21 protein-coding genes are annotated in these 23,864 nt (G+C 53.2%); 4 read left to right on the forward strand and 17 right to left on the reverse strand.

Annotated features, from left to right (window positions below; all coding sequences use genetic code 11):
• Window positions 1-25 precede the first annotated feature (25 nt).
• From menF to SK34_RS04120, 3 genes are all read right to left on the reverse strand, one after another.
• Entirely contained in the window at window positions 26-1,324 is a 1,299-nt protein-coding gene (gene menF, locus SK34_RS04110) for an isochorismate synthase MenF (protein ID WP_048232439.1), read from the reverse strand.
• Window positions 1,325-1,428: 104 nt separating this feature from the next.
• Complete coding sequence (elaB, locus tag SK34_RS04115; RefSeq protein ID WP_003027683.1) at window positions 1,429-1,734, reverse strand: stress response protein ElaB; 306 nt, start codon at window positions 1,732-1,734, stop codon at window positions 1,429-1,431.
• Between the two features lie 63 nt (window positions 1,735-1,797).
• Window positions 1,798-2,259: a GNAT family N-acetyltransferase gene (locus tag SK34_RS04120; RefSeq protein ID WP_048232440.1), complete on the reverse strand. Its 462-nt coding sequence runs from the start codon at window positions 2,257-2,259 to the stop codon at window positions 1,798-1,800.
• Between the two features lie 67 nt (window positions 2,260-2,326).
• Here SK34_RS04120 and rbn point away from each other — a divergent pair, with 67 nt between their 5' ends.
• Together rbn and SK34_RS04130 are read left to right on the forward strand one after the other, a co-directional pair.
• Complete coding sequence (rbn, locus tag SK34_RS04125) at window positions 2,327-3,244, forward strand: ribonuclease BN (RefSeq protein ID WP_003845091.1); 918 nt, start codon at window positions 2,327-2,329, stop codon at window positions 3,242-3,244.
• 64 nt (window positions 3,245-3,308) lie between these two features.
• Window positions 3,309-4,313, forward strand: coding sequence for a chemotaxis protein (locus SK34_RS04130; protein WP_003839364.1), 1,005 nt, complete (start codon window positions 3,309-3,311; stop codon window positions 4,311-4,313).
• 59 nt (window positions 4,314-4,372) lie between these two features.
• Here the strand turns inward: SK34_RS04130 and nuoN are convergent, their stop codons facing one another.
• The 14 genes from nuoN to lrhA form a co-directional block, all read right to left on the reverse strand.
• On the reverse strand, window positions 4,373-5,830 hold the full coding sequence (gene nuoN / locus SK34_RS04135; RefSeq protein WP_003027689.1) for an NADH-quinone oxidoreductase subunit NuoN: 1,458 nt from the start codon (window positions 5,828-5,830) through the stop codon (window positions 4,373-4,375).
• Between the two features lie 6 nt (window positions 5,831-5,836).
• A complete protein-coding gene (nuoM, locus tag SK34_RS04140) occupies window positions 5,837-7,366 on the reverse strand; it encodes an NADH-quinone oxidoreductase subunit M (RefSeq protein WP_003027692.1) in 1,530 nt (509 codons plus the stop codon).
• Window positions 7,367-7,549: 183 nt separating this feature from the next.
• Window positions 7,550-9,391, reverse strand: a complete 1,842-nt coding sequence (nuoL, locus tag SK34_RS04145) for an NADH-quinone oxidoreductase subunit L (protein WP_003027695.1) — start codon at window positions 9,389-9,391, stop codon at window positions 7,550-7,552.
• Complete coding sequence (gene nuoK / locus SK34_RS04150) at window positions 9,388-9,690, reverse strand: NADH-quinone oxidoreductase subunit NuoK (protein ID WP_000612644.1); 303 nt, start codon at window positions 9,688-9,690, stop codon at window positions 9,388-9,390. Before nuoK ends, nuoL begins: the two co-directional genes overlap by 4 nt.
• Entirely contained in the window at window positions 9,687-10,241 is a 555-nt protein-coding gene (gene nuoJ / locus SK34_RS04155; protein WP_003028059.1) for an NADH-quinone oxidoreductase subunit J, read from the reverse strand. Before nuoJ ends, nuoK begins: the two co-directional genes overlap by 4 nt.
• 11 nt (window positions 10,242-10,252) lie before the next feature.
• Entirely contained in the window at window positions 10,253-10,795 is a 543-nt protein-coding gene (gene nuoI / locus SK34_RS04160) for an NADH-quinone oxidoreductase subunit NuoI (RefSeq protein WP_003028062.1), read from the reverse strand.
• 14 nt (window positions 10,796-10,809) lie between these two features.
• Entirely contained in the window at window positions 10,810-11,787 is a 978-nt protein-coding gene (gene nuoH / locus SK34_RS04165) for an NADH-quinone oxidoreductase subunit NuoH (protein WP_003028063.1), read from the reverse strand.
• Entirely contained in the window at window positions 11,784-14,510 is a 2,727-nt protein-coding gene (nuoG, locus tag SK34_RS04170; RefSeq protein WP_044714107.1) for an NADH-quinone oxidoreductase subunit NuoG, read from the reverse strand. Before nuoG ends, nuoH begins: the two co-directional genes overlap by 4 nt.
• Before the next feature lie 80 nt (window positions 14,511-14,590).
• Complete coding sequence (nuoF, locus tag SK34_RS04175) at window positions 14,591-15,928, reverse strand: NADH-quinone oxidoreductase subunit NuoF (RefSeq protein WP_003839356.1); 1,338 nt, start codon at window positions 15,926-15,928, stop codon at window positions 14,591-14,593.
• Window positions 15,925-16,425: an NADH-quinone oxidoreductase subunit NuoE gene (gene nuoE, locus SK34_RS04180; protein WP_003845087.1), complete on the reverse strand. Its 501-nt coding sequence runs from the start codon at window positions 16,423-16,425 to the stop codon at window positions 15,925-15,927. The genes nuoF and nuoE overlap by 4 nt, the downstream gene beginning before the upstream one ends.
• Window positions 16,426-16,427: 2 nt before the next feature.
• Entirely contained in the window at window positions 16,428-18,230 is a 1,803-nt protein-coding gene (gene nuoC, locus SK34_RS04185) for an NADH-quinone oxidoreductase subunit C/D (RefSeq protein ID WP_003028072.1), read from the reverse strand.
• 85 nt (window positions 18,231-18,315) lie between these two features.
• Complete coding sequence (gene nuoB, locus SK34_RS04190; protein WP_003028075.1) at window positions 18,316-18,978, reverse strand: NADH-quinone oxidoreductase subunit NuoB; 663 nt, start codon at window positions 18,976-18,978, stop codon at window positions 18,316-18,318.
• Between the two features lie 15 nt (window positions 18,979-18,993).
• On the reverse strand, window positions 18,994-19,437 hold the full coding sequence (gene nuoA / locus SK34_RS04195) for an NADH-quinone oxidoreductase subunit NuoA (RefSeq protein ID WP_003028077.1): 444 nt from the start codon (window positions 19,435-19,437) through the stop codon (window positions 18,994-18,996).
• A gap of 627 nt (window positions 19,438-20,064) precedes the next feature.
• Entirely contained in the window at window positions 20,065-21,003 is a 939-nt protein-coding gene (gene lrhA, locus SK34_RS04200; protein ID WP_003028079.1) for a transcriptional regulator LrhA, read from the reverse strand.
• 927 nt (window positions 21,004-21,930) lie between these two features.
• On the opposite strand from lrhA, the gene alaA reads away from it, so the two are divergent.
• Both alaA and yfbR read left to right on the forward strand, forming a co-directional pair.
• The gene (alaA, locus tag SK34_RS04205; RefSeq protein WP_003028082.1) at window positions 21,931-23,148 is read left to right on the forward strand and encodes an alanine transaminase AlaA; all 1,218 of its coding nucleotides are present in this window, start codon (window positions 21,931-21,933) and stop codon (window positions 23,146-23,148) included.
• Window positions 23,149-23,231: 83 nt separating this feature from the next.
• On the forward strand, window positions 23,232-23,831 hold the full coding sequence (gene yfbR / locus SK34_RS04210; RefSeq protein ID WP_048232442.1) for a 5'-deoxynucleotidase: 600 nt from the start codon (window positions 23,232-23,234) through the stop codon (window positions 23,829-23,831).
• Window positions 23,832-23,864: the final 33 nt, after the last annotated feature.

Below are 23,864 nucleotides of genomic sequence, written 5' to 3' on the forward strand. Positions count from 1 at the left end.
ATATGAGTCGATAATGTGTGACTCATTAGGCTTCCATCTGTAATAAAGTACGTAAACCCGCCGCTTTGTTGTCTATTTCTTGCCATTCCTGCTCAGGATCTGAACCACGTACGATCCCTGCCCCGGCATACAGGCGCACCACGTTTGCGCTAATTTTCGCCGAACGTAGTGACACGCAAAACTCACTTTGGCGCCGTGAAAGATAACCCGCAGAACCGGCATACCACTCACGTTCAAAGGGTTCATTTTGTTGGATGAATTCACGTGCCAGCTCTCGCGGAATACCGGCGACAGCCGCCGTGGGCTGGAGTTGCATCAGGCAAAGCATATCGTCGGCCTGATTCAGTTCCGTCCAGATGCAACGGCGCAAGTGCTGCACTTTACGCAGTCTCAGCACCTGTGGCGGCAGCACATCAAGAGTTTGCGTACAGCCTTGCAGGCGCTGGCAAATATCTTCAACCACCAGCATATTCTCACGCTGGTTTTTATCATCTTTCATTAGCCATTCACCCAACTGCCAGGCGCGATGATCCTCAGGGTGGTTAGCAACGGTTCCGGCCAGCGCCTCGGTGCGCAGCGCCGTGTCTCGCCGCCGATACAGACGCTCAGGGGAAGAGCCAAGAAAAGCGGAGTCGGCAGAGAATGCCATAAAGAAATGGTAGCAGTTCAGGTTTAAGCGACGGCTGGAAGCCATCACGGCCGCGGCATTAACCGACTGAGAAAACTGTAAGTCGGTCGCCCGTGCCAGCACAACCTTATCGAGTTCTTCCCTATTGATCGTTTGCGTGGCGAGTTTTATCAGATTTGTCCAGCCCGCTTTATCTGGCCAGTTCTGTTCTCCCGTCAAACTGAGACGCAACGCGGGTAGCGGCTTAACGTTGGCGAGCGATGAGATAAACGCCACCGCCTGCGCGGCGTCGTCACGTAACGATACGTCGCTATAGAGATGTAAGCGTAAGCTCGCCACTCCGGCGCAACGTCGCCACTCCAGCCGCGGCAGCAGCAAATTGCCACGCTGTGGCTCAAAGGCATTCAGGCCCCAGATGCGCAGGTCGGGATGATTATCATGCTGGTGTAAAAATTGCTGGGCCGATTCCAGCGAGGAAAATGCGGCGACGGCCCCTAATACGGCGGCCTCTTCGTCGCCGTTACGCTGCTGCCAGTAAAACTGGGGCCAGACGGGTTGGCTAGCCAGCCATCCTAAAGCGTCAAACGCATCATTCAGTGGGAAAGGTATGTCGTAAATACGAATTCCAGGTGCGGCTGGTAACTCTTGCGACAAATGACGCATCAGACTTTCCAGCGCAGTAGTGATTGAATGCACGCGGACCTCTCCCTGTTAAAAACCTCACATTATACGGGGTACTGAGCAGAAAAAGCAGTACCCCCAGTTAGGGAGTACGTACAAATGCGATGACAGAACGGAATTTATCGCCGTGCTAACAATAATCCCATCACTAAACCGACTGTGGCGCCAACACCGATCCCGCGCCAGGGTTTTTCGTGCACATAGTCATCCGCCCGACAAACAGCTTTTTTCGCACGGTAATAGTAGCTATCAGAAGCATGGCTGACGCGATTTCTCACCTCTTCTAACGCCCGCTCTGCCCGCGCTTTTAACTCAAGGTATTTTTGATCTGCTGGGTCGCCAGAAGAACGCAGCACCTCTTCCAGCGTTTCACTCAATAATTCCAGATCATCATCGATACGTGATTCATAAGAATGAAAAGACATTATATTCTCCCTTTCAATTGACGTACCCGCTAACTATAGACAACCTGGACTGTTTGTGCCTGTTTACGCCTGATGTGCTTCCCGCGCCATTCCGACGTGTGGAATACCGTCTTCGTCATAGATATCCGTTACCAGAACAAAGCCAAAGCGCGCATAGAACGATTGCAGATGCGCCTGCGCGCCCAGATATAACGCCTTGTGTGGCCAGTGTTGCGCGCAGGATGCCAGCGTCTGGGCCATCAGCTGTTGCCCCAGTTTTTCACCGCGCAGCGCTTCGCTTACAATCACCCGACCAATCACCACCGGCTCCAGTTCGTCATCGCTTTTCAGAATCCTCGCATACGCCACTAGCTCATCGTTATGCCAGCCCAGAATATGGCGATTCTCTCCAACCAGGTCATCGCCATCCACATCCTGGTACGGACACTGTTGCTCAACTACAAACACCGCGCATCGCAACTGAAGTAGTGCGTACAGTTGTTGGGTACTCAGCTTTGCATGGTGGAGATCTTGCCAGTGAATCATTGTCTGCCCCTATGTTGTGATAACCTGAACACCCTGCCTTATTGATGGCGAAAAGTGTAACGCGAAGATGGAATTACTATTTTTAGGCACGTCAGCGGGAGTCCCCACTCGCTCACGCAATGTAACGGCAATTTTACTGAATCTGCAACACCCGACTCAGGCGGGGCTGTGGCTTTTTGATTGCGGTGAAGGGACGCAGCATCAGATGCTCACCACTCCTTTCAATCCAGGAAAACTCGATCGTATTTTTATCAGCCATCTGCACGGCGATCACCTGTTTGGTTTACCGGGACTACTGTGCAGTCGCTCAATGGCCGGCAATGTCCAGCCTCTGACGCTTTACGGGCCAAAAGGGTTGCGAGAGTTTACCGAAACCGCATTACGTCTGAGCGGCTCCTGGACCGATTATCCGATGGAAATTGTGGAAATCACCGCAGGTGAGATTGTCGATGACGGCCTGCGTAAAGTCACGGCGTACCCGCTGGCGCATCCGCTGGAGTGCTACGGTTTTCGCATTCAAGAGCATGACAAACCCGGTGCGCTTGACGCTAGCGCCCTGAAGGCGGCAGGTGTTAAAGCGGGCCCGTGGTTTCAGGATTTGAAAGCCGGGAAAACTATCGTGCTGGAGGATGGACGTACGATCCACGGCGCCGACTTCCTCGCCCCGGCCACCAGGGGAAAATCAGTCGCTATTTTCGGTGACACAGGACCCTGCGCGTCCGCCATTGAACTGGCTCGAGGTGTAGATGTCATGGTACACGAAACCACGCTGGATGCCTCAATGGAGGAGAAAGCGAACAGTCGCGGGCACAGCTCAACCCGACAAGCAGCACAGCTGGCGCTGGATGCCGGAGTGGGACGCCTGATCATGACCCACGTTAGCTCACGCTATGATGAAAAAGGCTGTCAGCGTTTGCTTGAAGAGTGCAAAGCGATTTTTCCAGACACGGAACTGGCACACGATTTCGCCATTTTCAGCGTTTAACGCTTTATTTTTCCGCCTCAGTGCCGATAACAGTGGAAAGGCTGGCTTTCACACTGAGGACAGGATGAACAATTTCCAGAAAGATATTGATGACAGGACAAACCTAACCCTGTCTAACCGTTTTGAACTGCTGCTATTTCGCCTCGGCAAATCTGTTGAGGAGCAGAAATCAGAGCTATTTGGCATCAACGTATTCAAGCTGCGTGAAATCGTGCCGATGCCGACCTTTACGCGTCCGGCTGGTATGAAGGCCCCGCTGCTGGGTATGGTTAATATTCGCGATCAGGTGATCCCGGTGATTGACCTGCCCGCCGTCGCGGGCTGTAAACCAGAGACCGGACTCAACATCCTGTTGATCACAGAATATGCCCGCAGCGTCCAGGCGTTTGCGGTGGAGTCAGTGGAAAACATTATGCGCCTGGACTGGCAACAGGTGCATACCGCCGAGAAAGCCGTCAATGGTCGCTATATCACCAGTATCGCTTGCCTGGACGATAACAAAGAGACCAACAACCTGGCGCTGGTGCTCGACGTTGAGCAGATCTTGTATGACATCGTACCGGCGAACCACGACCTGCGCGCAACCGATCTGAAAACCAATAAATTCAACATCACGCCGGGTGCGGTGGCGATTGTGGCAGATGATTCAAAAGTGGCCCGCGCAATGCTGGAAAAAGGGCTTAACGCCATGGAAATCCCGCATCTGATGCATGTAACGGGCCAGGATGCGTGGGAAAAAATACAGCAGCTTTCCGCAGAAGCACTGGCGGAGGGCAAGCCTATTAGCGAGAAGATCGCCCTGGTACTCACCGATCTCGAAATGCCGGAGATGGACGGTTTTACGCTTACCCGCAAAATAAAAACCGACGAACGCCTGAAGAAGATCCCGGTCGTTATCCACTCTTCGCTTTCCGGTAGTGCGAACGAAGATCATGTTCGCCGAGTAAAAGCGGATGGCTACGTGGCCAAATTCGAAGTCAATGAGCTTTCTTCAGTGATCCAGGAAGTGATGGATCGCACAGCAAAAGGCATCAGCGGTCCGCTGGTGAGCCGTCAGCTATTGAACTGACCGTATTTCACGCATAAAAAAACCCGCCGAGGCGGGTTTTTTCGTTACTGCATGTAGCCTTACATCAGCGGAGTCGCTAACTGCACAATGCTGATCAGCGGTTGCGGGTAAATACCCAGCACCAGTACCAGCAGGGCAGAAATCAGCACCACGATACCGCCCGCGCTGTACTGCCAGTTGGATGGCGCATCGCGGTTCAGCTGTTGCGGTGCGCTCAGGTACAGGCTCACGGCAACACGCAGGTAGTAGTACAAACCAATCGCCGAACCGACCACCACAGCGGCAACCAGCCACCACAGGTTAGCCTGCACACCGACTGCCAGTACGTAGAACTTACCGATAAAGCCCAGCGTCATCGGGATACCGGCCAGAGACAGCATCATTACCGTCATCACTGCCGCGAGGATCGGACGATGCCAGAACAGACCACGGTAGGAGAACAGGGAGTCCGCATCCGGGCCACGGTACGGGCTGGACATCAGGCTGACCACACCGAACGCGCCGAGGCTGCTGAACAGGTAACCGGCCAGGTAAACGCCAACCGCTTCCATCGACATCTCACCGCTCTGCAGAGCAATCAGCGCCACCAGCAGGTAGCCGAGATGAGAGATAGAAGAGTAACCGAGCAGACGTTTAATATTGGTCTGGCTCAGCGCCATCAGGTTACCGAAGATGATGGAAGCAAAGGCAATCACGCCCAGTACGATACGTACCGCTTCGCTATCCCCTACCGGTGCGTACAGGAACAGACGCATCACCACGCCGAAGATAGCGATTTTGCTCGCCGTCGCCAGGAAGGTGGAAACCGGAGCCGGAGCGCCCTGGTAAACGTCTGGCGTCCACAGGTGGAACGGAACCAGCGAAAGTTTAAAGCCGAGGCCAACAATCATCAGACCGAAGCCCGCCAGCAGCAGCGGTTCGTGCAGCATGCCGTCGCCGAGGCTCTTACCGAGCGCAACAAACGACAGATTGCCAGACTGCGCGTACACCAGCGCCATACCGAACAGCAGGAAGGAAGACGCTGCGGCAGACAGAATGGTGTATTTGATACTGGCTTCCAGCGAACGTTTCTGACGGAACGCATAGCCAACCAGACCAAACAGCGGCAGAGAGATCAGCTCAATACCAAGGAACAGCGCCGCCAGATGGTTAGCGTTAGCCAGCAGAATACCGCCGAGTGCGGCAATCAGCACCAACAGGTAGAACTCTTCCCGGTTGTCGTCGTAGCCTTCCAGCCACGGGTAAGCAAAGGTACAGGTGGCAAGACTGGCCAGCAGCACCAGTCCGGTGTAGAGCATGGCGAAACCGTCAACCCGCATCAGCGGGGTGACGTCCATGGCGCCCGCCTGGCCAACAAACCAGAGCGAAACCAGCGCGGCGTTAAGCCCAATGACCGATAACGTGGCATTGAGGAAGTGATTGCGTCGCCACGCAATGGAGAGCATCACAACCACCACCGTCAAGCCGACGATCAGCAGCGGTAGCAGCGCAATCAGGTGTTGTGGAGTTATTGTCATGGCGATTTACGGCCTTGTAGTAGTAACGGAATTAACAAACCACTGCTGGATGTTGCTCATCGCAGAATGCGAGGTATCCAGAATCGGCTGCGGATAGAAGCCAAGCAGTACCAGAAGCACGACCAGCAACAGGATGATAAACAGCTCACGCAGCGACATCCCTGGCAGTTCAACACTGGCAATCTGGCTCTTCGCTTTACCGAAGTAAGCGCGATGCAACATCGCCAGCGAGTAAACAGAGGCAAACACCAGACCAAAGGTCGAGATCACGGTAATGACCGGAACTACCTGGTAGCTGCCGAACAGAATCATAAATTCGCCAACGAAGTTACCTGTACCCGGCATACCCAGCGTACACACGGCGAAGAACATCGACAGCGCAGGCAACCATTTCATTTTGCCCCACAGGCCGCCCATCATACGCATATCACGCGTGTGCAGACGTTCGTACAGCTGACCACACAGAATGAACAGACCGGCTGCGGACAGACCGTGCGCAATCATCTGGATAACAGCACCCTGGTACGCCAGTTGGCTGCCGGTGTAGATAGCAATCAGTACGAAGCCCATGTGCGATACGGAGGTGTAAGCGATCAGGCGTTTGATATCGTACTGATTAAAGGCCATCCACGCGCCGTAGAAGATACCGATAACGCCCAGCCACATTGCGATAGGTGCAAACTCCGCCGACGCGTTCGGGAACAGCGGCAGAGAGAAGCGCAGCAGACCATAAGCCGCGGTTTTCAGCAAGATCCCCGCCAGGTCAACGGAACCTGCCGTCGGCGCCTGGGAGTGTGCATCCGGCAACCAGCCGTGCAGCGGAACCACCGGCATTTTCACCGCGAAGGCGATGAAGAAGCCCAGCATCAGCAGATATTCCACACCGTGGGACATCGGGGTATTCAGCAACTCTTCATAGTTGAAGGTCCACACACCGGTCGCTTTATAGTGCACAAACACCAGCGCCAGGATGGCAATCAACATCACCAGACCACTCGCCTGGGTATAAATGAAGAACTTGGTCGCCGCCGTGATACGCGTTTTACCGTCAGAGGCTTTATGCCCCCACAACGCGATCAGGAAGTACATCGGCACCAGCATCATTTCCCAGAAGAAGAAGAACAGGAACATGTCGATGGCAAGGAACACGCCGATCACGCCGCCTAAGATCCACATCAGGTTCAGATGGAAGAAGCCCTGGTATTTTTCGATTTCATTCCAGGAGCAAAGTACCGCCAGAACACCGAGCAGACCGGTCAGCACTACCATCAGCAGCGACAGACCGTCGATAGCCAGATGAATAGAGATGCCAAAACGTGGGATCCACGGCAGGACAAACTCAGACTGCCACTGCGGAATGCCAGCGGATTGCGTCAGTGAATAGCCGCCCTGCAACCACAGTTGCAGGCCAAGCGCCAGCGTCAATCCCATGGTAATCAGCGCGATCCAGCGCGGCACCTTCACGCCAAAGCGTTCGGTCTGCCAGCACAGGAAGCCACCGATAAAGGGAATTAATATTAGCCAGGGTAGTAACATGGCGATCTTTATTCCTTGTTAAAGTCCCATCAGGACCTGATTTTCAACGAATTCTCAAACAGAAAATTCACTTCGGATTGCGGCTTTTTTTGCCCGGTGGCGCGAACGCTTACCGGGCCTACAGATTCCCGTAGGTCGGATAAGCACCAGCGCCATCCGACATCAACCCCACAATCCTCAAACTCAACGCAGTACCATCAACAGTGCCAGCACAACGACGGCGCCGATGCTCATTGATGCCACATACCAGCGCAGATAACCGTTCTCGCTCAACAGCAGGCCTTTACCTGCAAAGCGGGAAAGGATCGCCGGAATGTTCATCATTGAGTTGAGCGGATCGCGTTTCAGCAACCAGGCAACACCCAGGAACGGCTTGACGAACACTTTGTCGTACAGCCAGTCGAAGCCCCAGGCGTTATACCACCAGGTACCCAGCAGGCGGCCCGGCGCACTGTTGGCAATCGATGTCACAAGCTGGCGTTTACCCAGCCACAGCCATGCTGCGATCAGGATGCCCGCAATCGCTACGATACCGGAGGTAATTTCCAGCGTCATAACGCGACCATGCTCAAGTTCGGTCGTCGCAGGCAGTACACCCTGCAGCGGTGGCACAATCAGCGCGCCAACGAAGGTGGACAGGATCATCAGCACAATCAGCGGCAGATGATGGGTAATCCCCTTCCCTGCATGAGCGTGAATTTGTTCTTTACCGTGGAACACGATGAAAATCATACGGAAGGTGTACAGAGAGGTCATGAACGCACCGACCAGACCTGCAACCATCAGATTAATATGACCATTCGCCATTGCACCGGCCAGAATCTCATCCTTACTGAAGAAGCCAGCGGTAATCAGCGGCAGAGCCGACAGCGCCGCGCCACCGATCAGGAAGCAGAGATACACCAGCGGAATTGACTTACGCAGTCCGCCCATCTTGAAGATGTTCTGTTCGTGGTGGCAAGCCAGGATAACCGAGCCGGATGCCAGGAACAGCAGCGCTTTAAAGAAGGCGTGCGTCATCAGGTGGAAAATCGCCGCATCCCACGCCTGTACACCGAGAGCCAGGAACATATAACCAATCTGGCTCATGGTGGAGTACGCAAGAACGCGTTTGATGTCGGTCTGTACCAGCGCAGCAAAACCCGCCAGCACCAGAGTGATGGCACCGATAATCCCCACCAGGTGCAGGATTTCTGGGGTCATCAGGAACAGGCCGTGCGTACGTGCAATCAGGTAGACACCGGCGGTAACCATCGTCGCAGCGTGGATAAGCGCAGAGACAGGCGTCGGGCCGGCCATCGCATCAGCAAGCCATGTTTGCAACGGCAACTGCGCAGATTTACCGACCGCACCGCCCAGCAGCATCAGGGTTGCCCACATCAGCATGTTGTTACCATCTGCAAAGTGCGCAGGCGCCAGTTCCACCATTTCGCGGAAGTTCAGCGTGCCCAGCTCGTTGTAGAGGATGAACAGCGCGAACGCCAGGAATACGTCACCAACACGGGTTACCACGAAGGCTTTCATTGCCGCAGCGCCATTCTTCGGATCGGTATAGTAGAAACCAATCAGCAGATAGGAGCACAGGCCCACGCCTTCCCAGCCGAGGTACATCAGCAGCAGGTTATCCGCCAGCACCAGAACCACCATGCTGGCGATAAACAGGTTGGTGTAGGCGAAGAAACGAGAATAGCCCTCTTCTCCGCGCATATACCAGGAGGCGAACATGTGGATCAGGAAACCGACGCCGGTCACCACGGAGAGCATGGTCAGCGACAGGCCGTCCAGCACCAGGTTAAAACCGATGTTGAAGTCGCCGACTGACATCCAGGTCCACAGCGGCTGGCTGTAAGCCTGCTGGCCATTGGCAAAGAAATCAACGCCAACAAACGCAGTCACCAGCGCGGCCAGACCAATCGACCCGACACCCACGGTAGCGGACAGATTTTCTGACCAACGACCACGAGAAAACGCCAGTAATACAAAGCCAATAAATGGCAGAATAATGGTTAAGGCAAGCATGTTCATCCACGCATCTCACTTACTGAATCGATGTTCAGGTTCTGGCGACGGCGATGAAGTTGCAGCAACAGCGCAAGTCCAATGCTCGCTTCCGCAGCCGCAAGGCTGATGGCGAGAATGTACATCACCTGACCATCGGTCTGGCCCCAGTAGCTTCCGGCGACCACAAAGGCCAGCGCGGAGGCGTTAATCATGATTTCCAGCCCGATCAGCATAAACAGCAGATTGCGGCGGATAACCAGACCGGTCAAACCCAGGACGAATAAAATCGCAGCGAGGATCAGTCCATGTTGTAAGGGGATCATGCGTGCTCCTCCGTTTTTCTTTTCGCGCGGTCATCAGTGCGATTGCTCAGCACTTCACCTGAACGCTCTTCGCGCCCCACGTGGAAGGCCACAACCAGGCCCGCCAGCAGCAGCATCGAAGCCAGTTCGACCGCCAGTACATACGGTCCGAACAGGGAAATGCCGACTGCTTTCGCGCTAATTGGCGTCCCGTCGATGCCCTGATCGTTTACGCCCAGAATGGCGTAAACAATGACCACCAGCATGATGGCCGACAGAATCGCCGGACCAATCCACACCTGAGGTTTCAGCCACTGGCGTTCCTGTTCAATTTCAGAACCACCGAGGTTGAGCATCATTACCACGAATACGAACAGCACCATGATAGCGCCCGCGTAGACGATAATTTCCAGCGCACCGGCGAAGTAAGCGCCTAACGAGAAGAACACCCCGGAAATCGCCAGCAGCGAAATAATCAGATACAGCAGTGCGTGTACCGGATTGGTGTGGGTGATCACCCGCAAGGTTGCGAGAATGGCTATCAGGCCACAGATATAAAAAGCGAACTCCATTGCCCCTCTCCTTACGGTAACAGGCTCTTGACGTCGATAGGCTTGGCTTCGTTCTCTGCTTCGCCCTTATCTTTGCCGTCGATTGCCATACCTGCCATCCGGTAGAAGTTATATTCCGGGTATTTGCCCGGACCGGAGATCAGCAGATCCTCTTTCTCGTAAACCAGGTCCTGGCGCTTGTACTCACCCAGCTCGAAATCTGGAGTCAGCTGAATAGCCGTTGTCGGACAGGCTTCTTCGCACAGGCCGCAGAAAATGCAGCGTGAGAAGTTAATGCGGAAAAACTCCGGATACCAGCGGCCATCTTTGGTCTCTGCTTTTTGCAAAGAGATACAGCCTACCGGACACGCTACCGCACACAGGTTACAGGCAACGCAGCGCTCTTCACCGTCTGGATCACGAGTCAGAACGATACGACCACGAAAACGGGGCGGTAGATAGACCGGCTCTTCCGGGTACATCTGCGTTTCGCGTTTCGCGAACGCATGCAGGCCGATCATCCAGATACTGCGTACCTGGGTGCCGAAACCTACGAACAATTCTTTTAAGGTCATGGTCTTTGTGTCCCTTATTGCGCCTGCCAGAGAATGACAGCCGCAGTTACCAGCAAGTTGACGAGCGTCAGCGGCAGACAGACTTTCCAGCCGAAGGACATTACCTGGTCATAACGAGGACGCGGTAACGACGCACGAATCAAAATGAACATCATCATGAAGAACGCGGTTTTCAGCGCGAACCAGACGAATGGCGGTAAGAACGGGCCATGCCAGCCACCGAAGAACAGGGTAACCATCAGTGCAGAAATGGTGACGATACCGATGTATTCACCCACGAAGAACAGACCGAATTTCATACCGGAATATTCAATGTGGTAACCGTCGGCCAGTTCCTGCTCGGCTTCTGGCTGGTCAAACGGGTGACGGTGACACACCGCCACGCCCGCGATGGCAAAGGTGACAAAACCAAAGAACTGCGGAATAACGTTCCAGATATCAGCCTGGTTGTTGACGATGTCGGTCATGTTAAATGAACCGGCCTGCGCCACCACGCCCATCAGGGAAAGTCCGAGGAACACTTCGTAGCTCAGGGTCTGCGCAGACGCACGCATCGCACCGAGCAGGGAGTATTTGTTGTTACTGGACCAGCCGGCGAACAGCACCGCGTATACCGCGAGGCCCGCCATCATCAGGAAGAACAGGATCCCGATGTTCAGGTCAGCAACCACCCAGTTCGGACTCACCGGCACGATGGCGAAAGCCAGCAGCAGCGAGGTGAAGGCGATCATCGGTGCCAGGGTAAAGATGACGCGATCCGAGAATTTCGGGATCCAGTCTTCTTTAAAGAACATCTTGATCATGTCCGCAACCAGCTGGAGCGAACCGCCCCAGCCAACACGGTTCGGTCCGTAACGGTTCTGGAACAGACCCAGCAGACGACGTTCGCCAAAGCTCATGAATGCCCCGCAGGTGACCACCACCAGCAGGATCACCACCGCTTTGAGAATGCTCAGCAGGATCTCAATCAGATCGGGTGTAATCCAACTCATTGTTGTGCCTCCTGCAGATCCTCAAGACGCGCACCTGCCAGAACCGGCGCGATGCCAGGCATGCCCATCGGCAAACCAACCTGCCCTGCCGTTAATCCTTCAGCGATTTCAACCGGCAGCGTAACCGTGTTGCCATCGTAGCTGAAAGAAACGCGCGTACCGGCATTAACACCCAACTTCGCGGCATCAGCCGGGTTGAGTTTGATGTACGGCTGCGGCATACGGGTCTGGAAGACCGGCGCACGCTGGGACATTTCGTCACTGCCAAACAGGTGATAGTAAGGCGCGATACGCCACTGACCATCCTGAGCCTGGAAGCTCGCCGGAACGGTAGTGAAGTAATCCATACCATCCGCAGAAGCTTCGATCAGGCGCACGCCCGGATCGCCATGACGCAGTTTACCGCCCACTTCATCCTGGAACTTGTTCCACGCCTGTGGGGAGTTCCAGCCCGGAGCCCAGGCAAACGGAATTTGTGAACGCGGTGCAGACGGCTGGTTGTTCCCTTCCATAGAGAAAGCGAACATAGTGTCTTTGTCCTGTGGTTGACGCGGTTCGTGTACGCTGATGTTGGCGCGCATTGCAGTACGCCCACTGTAGCGGTGCGGTTCACGCGCCAGCTTCTGTCCACGGATACGGAAGCTTGCGTCCGGCGCGGCATCTTTAATGCCCGCCAGCTGCGGCAACTTCTCAACAACCGCGTCGATAACGTGGTCGAGCTGCGTCCAGTCCACTTCACGGCTCTGCACGGTGCTGTGCAGCGAGTGCAGCCAGCGCCAGCTTTCCAGCATTACGGTGTTGCTGTCGTAGTAGGATGGGTCATAAACCTGGAAGAAACGCTGGGCGCGGCCTTCGTTGTTAATCACCGTACCATCGCTTTCGGCGAAGCTTGCAGCGGAAAGCACCAGATGGGCGTTTTCCATAATTGCCGTACGCTGATGGTCAACGACCAGTACCAGCGGCGCTTTCGCCAGCGCGGCATCAACGCGAGCGGCTGAAGCATGGCGATGCAGGTCATTTTCCAGCACCACAACAGCGTCAGCGCGGCCTGTTTCCAGCTCGGTCAGCGCATCGTCAAGGGAACCACCGCCAATCATGCCGAGGCCCATGCTGTTAACCGAGCGAGCAATCATGGTGATGCCGACTTCTGCGCCACGGCCTTTCAGCGCCTTCGCCACGTTGGCAGCCGCCTGAATCACTTCGGCGCTACCGGCGTTGGTGCCGGAAATAATCAGTGGTTTCTTCGCCCCGGCTAGTGCCTGAACGATAACGTCAATTTTGTTCTGCAGGTCACGGTCAATACCGTCAACCGCCGGCGCGTTGTTATCCAGCGCGTGGGCGATAGCGAAACCTAAACGCGCCTGATCTTCAACCGGTGCGCGATAGGTCCAAGCGGCGATATCGTCCAGACGGGTGTTATCGACGTTGGTAACGAATAGCGGATGCTTAGCACGCTGGCCGATATTAAGGATTGCTGCGATCTGCCAGTCAGCCACTTTCTGTGCCGCCGCCATTTCACGCGCTTTACCTTTCACCGCCTGACGCACCGCCAGCGCAACGCGTGCGCCGGTCTGGGTGACATCTTCGCCCAGCACCAGAACCGCATCATAAGATTCGATTTCGCGCAGAGCCGGAGTATGAATCCCGCCGTCACGCAGTACGCTCAGCGCCAGTTGCAGACGATCCAGTTCGCCCTGAGCGATACCGGTATAGAAGTTATCCGCACCGACCAGTTCACGCAGCGCGAAGTTACTTTCAACGCTGGCGCGCGGGGAGCCGATACCAATCACTTTCTTCGACTGACGCAGAATATCTGCCGCGCCCTGCATCGCCTGCTCGGCGTTCAGCGTGATCAGGTCATCGCCACGACGCTGTACCGGCTGACGCGGACGGTCTTTCAGGTTCACGTAACCATAGCCGAAACGACCACGGTCGCAGAGGAAGTAGTGGTTAACGGTACCGTTATAACGGTTTTCGATACGACGCAGTTCACCGTAGCGCTCGCCCGGGCTGGTGTTACAGCCAATGGAACACTGCTGGCAGATGCTCGGCGCAAACTGCATGTCCCATTTACGGTTATAACGCTCGGAGTGCGTTTTATCGGTGAAGACGCCGGTTGGACAAATTTCAACCAGGTTGCCAGAGAATTCGCTTTCGAGCGTACCGTCTTCCGGACGACCGAAGTAGACGTTGTCATGTGCGCCATACACACCCAGATCCGCACCATCGGCGTAATCTTTGTAGTAACGTACACAGCGATAGCAGGCGATGCAGCGGTTCATTTCGTGAGAGATGAACGGCCCCAGGTCCTGGTTACGGTGAGTACGCTTCGTGAAGCGGTAGCGACGGAAGCTGTGACCGGTCATGACGGTCATATCCTGCAGGTGGCAGTTGCCGCCCTCTTCACAGACCGGACAGTCGTGCGGGTGGTTAGTCATCAACCACTCCACGACGCTTTCGCGGAACTGCTTCGCTTCTTCGTCATCAATAGAAATAAAGGTGCCTTCGGTGGCCGGTGTCATACAAGACATCACCAGGCGACCACGCGTGTCTTCCGCGTTCTGATATTGCTTCACCGCACACTGGCGGCAAGCACCGACGCTTCCCAGCGCCGGGTGCCAGCAAAAGTACGGAATATCAAGGCCAAGAGACAGACAAGCTTCCAGCAGGTTGTCCGCTCCGTTGACCTCATATTCTTTGCCGTCTACATGAATCGTAGCCATAGTCAGCATGCTTCCAGTTGGCTCGGTCGTAACCGAGCGTTAATCGAATTTCTTATCGCGACACAGGGCTAACCCTGTGATCACCAGCGCTCTTTCAGCAGGTTCGGCTGAATACCACCAATAGCGTGGGTATTGCTGAAGGTCTGCTTGATGCCAGCTTCGAATTCTTCGCGGAAATATTTAATGGCGCTCTGCAGCGGTTCCACTGCACCCGGTGCGTGTGCACAGAAGGTTTTACCCGGGCCGAGGAAACGACACAGTTGCTCAAGTGTCTCGATATCCCCAGGCTGGCCTTCGCCACGCTCAAGCGCGCGCAGAATTTTCACACTCCACGGCAGACCATCACGGCACGGCGTACACCAGCCACAGGACTCGCGGGCAAAGAACTCTTCGAGGTTACGCACCAGAGGAACCATGCCAATCTCGTGATCGACAGCCATTGCCAGCGCGGTGCCCAAACGGCTACCTGCTTTACCAATGCTTTCGAATTCCATCGGCAGATCGAGGTGTGCTTCGGTCAGGAAGTCAGTCCCCGCGCCGCCAGGTTGCCAGGCTTTGAACTTCAGGCCATCGCGCATGCCACCCGCGTAATCTTCGAGGATCTCACGCGCGGTAGTACCGAAAGGCAGTTCCCACAGGCCAGGGTTCTTCACACGACCGGAGAAGCCCATCAGCTTGGTGCCCGCGTCTTTGCTCTTCGAAATGTTCTGGTACCACTCCACGCCGTTCGCGAGGATAGCCGGTACGTTACACAGGGTTTCGACGTTGTTTACGCAGGTCGGCTTACCCCATGCGCCAGAGCTTGCCGGGAACGGCGGCTTGGAGCGTGGGTTAGCACGGCGACCTTCGAGGGAGTTGATCAGCGCGGTTTCTTCACCGCAGATGTAACGCCCTGCCCCAGTGTGGACAAACAGTTCGAAGTCGAAACCGGTGCCCATAATGTTTTTGCCAAGCAGACCGGCTTCGGTCGCTTCGGCGATCGCGCGACGCAGATGCACGGCTGCTTCGATATATTCACCGCGCAGGAAGATGTAACCACGGTACGCTTTCAGCGCAAACGCGGAAATCAGCATGCCTTCCACCAGCAGGTGCGGCAGCTGTTCCATCAGCAGACGGTCTTTATAGGTGCCCGGCTCCATTTCATCGGCGTTACACAGCAGGTAACGGATGTTCATGGATTCGTCTTTCGGCATCAGACTCCACTTCAGACCGGTGGAAAAGCCCGCGCCGCCGCGCCCTTTCAGGCCAGCGTCTTTTACCTGATTAACGATTTCGTCCGGTGACAGCCCGGTCAGGGCCTTACGCGCACCTTCGTAGCCGTTCTTGCTACGGTATTCGTCCAGCCAGACCGGCTGTTTGTCATCACGCAGACGCCAGGTCAGCGGATGGGTTTCGGGAGTACGGATAATGTCTTTCATTTATACCGCTCCAGCAGTTCGGGAATGCCTTCTGGGGTCAGATGAGCGTGAGTATCCTCATCGATCATCATGTTTGGCCCTTTGTCGCAGTTCCCCAGGCAACAGGTCGGCAGCAGCGTAAAGCGACCATCAAAAGTCGTCTGCCCCGGCTTGATGTTGAGTTTTTTCTCAAGCGCGGCCTGGATCCCCTGGTAGCCGTTGATATGGCACACCACGCTGTCGCAATAGCGGATCACGTGGCGACCTACCGGCTGGCGGAAGATCTGGCTATAAAACGTAGCAACACCTTCTACGTCGCTTGGCGGAATACCCAGCACATCAGCGATCGCATAGATCGCCCCATCCGGCACCCAGCCACGCTGTTTCTGAACGATTTTCAGCGCTTCAATGGACGCCGCACGCGGGTCTTCGTAGTGGTGCTTCTCGTGCTCAATCGCTTCACGCTCAGCCGCACTCAGCTCAAAAGCCTCGGTTTGTGGTTGTTGATTCTCGTGCATAATTAGCGGTCCACATCTGACATAACAAAATCGATACTACCCAGATGGACGATCAGGTCGGACACCAGGCTGCCACGTACCGCTACCGGGATCTGCTGCAGGTGCGCATAGCTCGGGGTACGGATACGGGTACGGTAACTCATGGTGCTGCCATCGCTGGTCAGGTAGTAACTGTTGATACCCTTGGTCGCTTCCACCATCTGGAAGGATTCGTTTGCCGGCATAACCGGACCCCACGAAACCTGCAGGAAGTGGGTGATAAGGGTTTCGATATGTTGCAGCGTGCGCTCTTTCGGTGGCGGCGTCGTCAGCGGGTGATCCGCTTTGAACGGGCCTTCCGGCATGTTATTGAGGCACTGCTCAAGGATGCGCAGACTCTGGCGCAGCTCTTCAACTTTCAGCATCACGCGGGTATAGCAGTCGGACACGCCGCCGCCAACCGGGACCTCAAAGTCAAAGTTTTCATAGCCAGAGTACGGACGCGCTTTACGCACGTCGAAATCAATACCGGTCGCACGCAGCGCAGCACCGGTACAACCCCAGTCCAGCGCTTCTTTCTTACCGTAAGCTGCAACACCCTGCGAACGGCCTTTCAGGATGGTGTTACGCAGCGCGGCTTTCTCGTAAGAATCCAGACGTTTTGGCATCCAGTCGAGGAAATCACGCAGCAGTTTGTCCCAACCGCGCGGCAGATCGTGTGCCACACCGCCGATACGGAACCAGGCCGGGTGCATACGGAAACCGGTGATCGCTTCCACGACGTCGTAGATTTTCTGACGGTCGGTAAAGGCGAAGAATACTGGGGTCATCGCGCCGACGTCCTGAATGAACGTGGAGATGTACAGCAGGTGGCTGTTGATACGGAACAGTTCAGACAGCATGACGCGAATCACGTTGACGCGATCCGGCGTGGTGATGCCTGCCAGTTTCTCAACCGCCAGTACGTAAGGCATTTCGTTAACGCAGCCGCCGAGGTACTCGATACGGTCAGTGTACGGAATGTAGCTGTGCCAGGACTGACGTTCGCCCATCTTTTCAGCGCCACGGTGGTGGTAGCCGATGTCAGGTACGCAGTCGACGATTTCTTCGCCATCAAGCTGCAGCACAATACGGAACGCACCGTGGGAAGACGGGTGGTTAGGACCGAGGTTGAGGAACATGAAGTCCTCATTTTCGGTGCTACGCTTCATGCCCCAATCTTCAGGTTTGAAGGTCAGCGCTTCCATTTCCAGATCCTGTTTGGCTTTAGTCAGCTCAAACGGGTCGAATTCAGTCGCACGCGCCGGGTAGTCTTTACGCAGCGGATGGCCTTCCCAGGTATGCGGCATCAGCAGACGCGTCAGGTGCGGGTGACCTTCGATGTCGATGCCAAACATTTCCCAGGTTTCACGCTCATACCAGTTGGCGTTCGGGAACAGTTTGGTGAAAGTCGGTACGCGCAGATCGTTTTCAGACAAAGCCACCTTGAGCATGATATCGCGATTGCGTTCAATGGAGATCAGGTGATAGAAAACGGAAAAATCCGCGGCGGGTAACCCTTCGCGGTGCGTACGCAGACGTTCGTCCATGCCGTGTAAGTCAAACAGCATGACGTAAGGTTTCGGCAGTCTCTTTAAGAAATCGCCAACTTCCAGTAATTGTTCACGCTTGACCCAAACAACGGGTACCCCGGTGCGAGTCGCCTGAACGGTAAAGGCATCCGGCCCAAAACGGTTGCGCAGTTCGCCAATGACCGGGTCATCAAGGTGATCCCGTGTTTGCCATGCAGCGTCTTGCGCGGTTAAGTCGGTCATATTGTTCACCATTGCAAATGGTCCGTGGTGGTCGGCAGTGCTTCGCGCTATTTATGTAGTGATAAGCGAAGGAAGTGCTGCTGCCGACAGGCGCAAATTAAATCTCGTCTGGTGTACGAAGATTCGTTACAGCAATACGTTCGCCGCGTTTACGCTCGCGTTCTGATTGCATATTGGCGCGATAAACGCCCTGATCGCCAACCACCCAGGAGAGCGGACGGCGTTCTTTGCCAATGGAATCTTGCAGCAGCATCAGAGCCTGCATATACGCTTCTGGGCGCGGCGGACATCCCGGGATGTACACATCGACCGGAATAAATTTATCAACGCCCTGCACCACAGAATAGATGTCGTACATCCCGCCGGAGTTGGCGCATGCGCCCATGGAAATAACCCATTTCGGTTCCAGCATCTGATCGTAGAGGCGCTGAATAACTGGCGCCATTTTGGTAAAGCAGGTTCCGGCTACGACCATCAGGTCAGCCTGACGCGGCGATGCACGCAGTACTTCCGCACCAAAACGGGCCACATCGTGCACGGCGGTAAACGAGGTCACCATCTCAACGTAGCAGCAGGAAAGGCCAAAGTTATATGGCCAAATTGAGTTTTTACGGCCCCAGTTAACCATGTCATGCAGTTTGCCCATGAACACGTTTTTGTTAACTTCTTGTTCCAGGGGGTCGGTTACGATCTCCTGTTTTTGCAGGGGGTAACGGTCGTTCTCACCGTTAGGATCTATGCGGGTGAGCGTATAATCCATCTTAATGCCTCGCGGTTAGCGTTGACGATTAGCGATACTGTTCGTTTCCGGGTTCATACGCTCGCGGCGTGAACGCGCGGGCGTCCAGTCCAGCGCGCCAATACGCACCAGATAAACCAGACCTGCCAGTAACACAAAAATAAAAATTGCAGCTTCCACAAAGCCAATCCAACCGCTTTCACGGATAGAAGTTGACCATGCGAACAGATACAGCGCTTCAACGTCGAAGATAACGAAGAACATGGCTACCAGATAAAACTTGGCAGACAGGCGCAGGCGGGCGGTGCCGACCGAGTCGATACCTGATTCAAACGGCACGTTTTTAGATCTCGCGCGTGCGCGACCCCCTAAAAACCAGCCGCCGACGAGCATCAGGCAACACAGGCCAATGGCAACGATAAGAAAGATAGCGAATGCCCAGTGATGAGCGATGATTTCAGTGGATGTTGACATACTCATTGCTTACTCATCAAAAGTAGCGCCAAATTCTCTGCTCTTTTCGGCAGATGAACGCCACATCGATTCATGGGGAGGAATAAAAAAAACCTTACAATCACTGTGAAAAATCATTTTATACAGCTAATTGATGGGGTTTTTTACTCCTTTCTATAACCTTTTGTCAACTTTAACAAAAGTTTCCTCACATTATTTTACACTAATCCAACTTCATTAACATAAAGTGCTCTTTAGACCCATTTCGATTGCATCATCGGTCATTTTTAATGTTGTTGAATCGTGTCCGTAGTGAAGTAAAAAAGATAATACACGTCTATTTTGACAGGAATTCACCCAGATGCCTCCCCCTAAATGGGAGTATTTTCTTGATCTGTGACACGCTTTTGTTAATTCACCATAAAAAACAGCAACAATTTCTCTAGTTTTTTAACATGGAAACATTTAGCAACGCGGCTGATTATTTTTCACCCTATTGTCAGTCTGTTTTTTTACCTGCTGATTTTGTTAAGTTTTAGTATATGAATGAACAGAAAGCAGTAATATTTGCATAAAAAAAGAGCCGCTGGATGTTTTTTCATCATCAGTGGCTCTTTTTTACACTTACATTTTTAAACGTTTTTTTGTGACGCTTTACTCAAAGTCGCCTTCAACAATCAGCGAGTCATCTCCCCCTTCAGGGGTAAACTGATTGTATTGCCAAGGATTTTGATATGTCTGCATCGACTTAAAGATAGCCTGAGCTAATTCATTTTGCGTGGCCGGATCGCTGCACAACAGATACTCGGTATCAGGCAGAGGTGGCAATCCGTCCGCCGCACCCAGTACGCGTAAATCCGGGCTCATCATTTCTACAGGACGCGCAGTAACGCCAAGCCCTGCTTTTACCGCCGCGCGGACCGCAGGTAATGTTGAAGCGACATAAGCCAGACGCCACGGGATCTGTGCGGCATTCAACGTCGCCAGCACGATATCGCGAAACGGGCTGGGATCGTCCAGCAGAACTAACGGCACGGGTTCGCCTTTTTGCAGGATATATTCGGCTGCGCAATACCAGTGCGTCGGTGAAGTCCGCAAATTCAGGCATTCAAAATCGTCAGGGCGATTCGTGGTTACCACTAAATCCACTTCTTGCGACTTAAGCATCTCCACCATGTAAGCATTGCGTTTCACTCTTACATCAAGGGCAAGTTTCGGATAAACCGAACTAATGCGGTTAAGCAGAAATGGGAGTATGGTGTCGGCGGATTCATCAGAAGCACCGATAGTTAACACCCCCTGAAGATTGTTAAACATCAATGATGAGCATGCCTCATCATTAAATCGCAGTATTTTCCTGGCATAACCCAACAGCTGGATACCATGTTCGGTCAGCAGTTTGTTGCGTCCATGACGCGCGAACAACTCTTTCCCCACAAGTTGCTCAAGGCGCTGCATTTGCTGACTTACCGCAGACTGAGTTCGACATACTGCAGCTGCCGCAGCCGCGAAGGTATTTAGGTCGGCAACAGCAACAAAGGTTCTCAGCAGATCGAGGTCGAGGTTAATTATCGGACGATTTGCATTTATCATAGTTTTTCACTTACTCGCGGGTCATACCGGGTTAATGCTGTGCATTCAGAATCAAACAACTCCATTTGTAATGTGCCTCCCTTCAGTTTCGCTTAGTGTAACCAAGTGAAAATAAGGATGTATTTGGTTTAACAAACGAAACAATGCTCTTTCTGAGCTATTTTAAAACCCGTGATATTCATCGGAATATAGCAACGAGAAAGAGCCGTATTTTTAGCTGCCGTATGATTCTGACTAATGGAAAACATGTAAATTTTGTAAATTTAAAAAATAGTTAACGAACAATAATTTACACATTAAAAACTAACTTTTCAGTATGTTATGAACAACCAACAAACATTTGAATTATCGTAAAACTCGTACTACAAACCATTTCATAGGAGTTATCTTAACCTAAAACCACTATATTTATAAGTGTTATTGCGAATAATTCCGGGCGAATTGGTGTTATGTCAGTGCAACGGTTTTCGTATTATTAGCCCACTCAATTTGATGTCGTTTAAATAATAAATAATAATTAATTAAGAATCTCTCAATTCATTAATTATGCTTAACAATGGATTCACACCGTATCACGTAGGGATCAGACCGATAACAGAATTCGTTGATGAAACCTCAGTATTTTCGAATCGCGCCGTATCACACAGATATCGACTGCATTTTGTTTTATAGGGGTAACTTTTTTCGACCAGACAAATCACCATACCAAAGCCAACAAAGCAAAACATAAACCATAAAAAACACAACAATCCAGATTATTACACTGTAATAATTGCATAATTTAGTTATTAAAAGTTAATTATCGTCCTCCTGCTTTCCAAAATCTTCTACTAAAGACCCTTCAAAACTCACCGTCGTGGGAGTACATTGTGCTGGGCTGACTTCCACGGCAGGGAGTGGCATTCACAGCTAAAAAGGTCAACGTTCATGTCCCCCATTGAAAAATCCAGCAAATTAGAAAACGTTTGTTATGACATTCGCGGCCCGGTTCTGAAGGAAGCAAAGCGCCTGGAAGAAGAAGGCAACAAAGTTCTGAAACTGAATATCGGCAACCCTGCGCCTTTCGGGTTTGAAGCACCAGATGAAATTTTAGTGGATGTGATCCGCAATTTGCCAACTGCGCAAGGATATTGCGATTCCAAAGGCCTTTATTCAGCCCGCAAAGCAATCATGCAGCATTACCAGGCCCGCGGGATGCGCGATGTAACCGTAGAAGATATCTATATCGGTAACGGCGTATCCGAATTGATTGTGCAGGCCATGCAGGCATTGCTGAACAGTGGGGACGAAATGCTGGTTCCTGCACCTGATTATCCACTGTGGACGGCGGCGGTTTCGCTCTCTGGTGGTAATGCCGTGCACTACCTGTGTGATGAATCATCAGACTGGTTCCCGGACCTGGATGATATCCGCGCCAAAATTACGCCGCGTACGCGTGGGATCGTCATTATCAACCCCAACAACCCAACCGGCGCTGTTTATTCTAAAGAGCTGCTGATGGAGATTGTTGAGATTGCTCGCCAGAACAACCTCATCATCTTTGCAGATGAGATTTACGACAAAATTCTCTACGATGACGCCGAGCACCACTCGATAGCGGCAATGGCCCCGGATCTGCTGACTATTACCTTTAACGGCCTGTCAAAAACCTATCGTGTTGCCGGTTTCCGTCAGGGCTGGATGGTACTGAACGGACCGAAGAAACATGCCAAAGGGTATATCGAAGGCCTTGAGATGCTGGCTTCTATGCGCCTGTGTGCGAACGTCCCTGCACAACATGCCATTCAGACCGCGCTGGGCGGATATCAGAGCATCAGCGAATTCATCATGCCTGGCGGACGTCTGTATGAGCAACGTAACCGCGCCTGGGAACTGCTCAATGATATTCCTGGCGTCTCTTGCGTAAAACCGCGCGGTGCACTGTATATGTTCCCGAAAATTGACGCCAAGCGCTTCAATATTCATGACGACCAGAAGATGGTGCTCGACTTCCTGTTGCAGGAAAAAGTACTGCTGGTCCAGGGGACGGCATTCAACTGGCCGTGGCCGGATCATTTCCGCATCGTTACGCTGCCGCGAATTGATGATATCGAAATGTCGTTGAGTAAATTTGAGCGTTTCCTGTCAGGGTATCGCCAGCTGTAACCACGCAAAGTGCTACCGGGTTTGCATCCGGTAGCACTCTCTGCGCAAAATACCGTTACTGAAGTCACTGAGTAAGGGTCGTTATGAAGCAGAGCCACTTTTTTGCCCACCTCTCCCGTCTGAAACTCATTAACCGCTGGCCGCTGATGCGCAACGTGCGCACCGAAAACGTGTCCGAACACAGTCTGCAGGTTGCCATGGTTGCTCATGCGCTGGCCGCGATCAAAAACCGTAAATTTAGTGGTCAGGTAAATGCTGAGCGTATTGCCCTGCTGGCGATGTATCACGATGCGTCAGAGGTGTTAACCGGCGATCTCCCTACCCCAGTGAAATATTTCAACTCGCAGATTGCTCAGGAATATAAAGCGATAGAGAAAATTGCCCAGCAAAAACTGGTCGATATGGTTCCCGATGAGTTGCGCGATATTTTTGCACCGCTCATTGATGAACATGCCTTGAGTGAAGAAGAAAGATCGATTGTTAAACAGGCCGATGCCCTGTGCGCGTATCTGAAGTGCCTGGAAGAACTCTCCGCCGGTAACAACGAATTTCTGCTGGCGAAAACACGTCTGGAAAAAACGCTGGAGTCACGACGCAGCGAAGAGATGGACTACTTTATGGACGTGTTTGTCCCAAGCTTTCACCTTTCATTAGATGAAATCAGCCAGGATTCACCGCTTTAAACGATTTTGCCGGATGGCGGCTAACGCCTTATC

The sequence above is a fragment of the Citrobacter sp. MGH104 genome (assembly GCF_001034485.1).
Lineage (GTDB): Bacteria > Pseudomonadota > Gammaproteobacteria > Enterobacterales > Enterobacteriaceae > Citrobacter > Citrobacter freundii.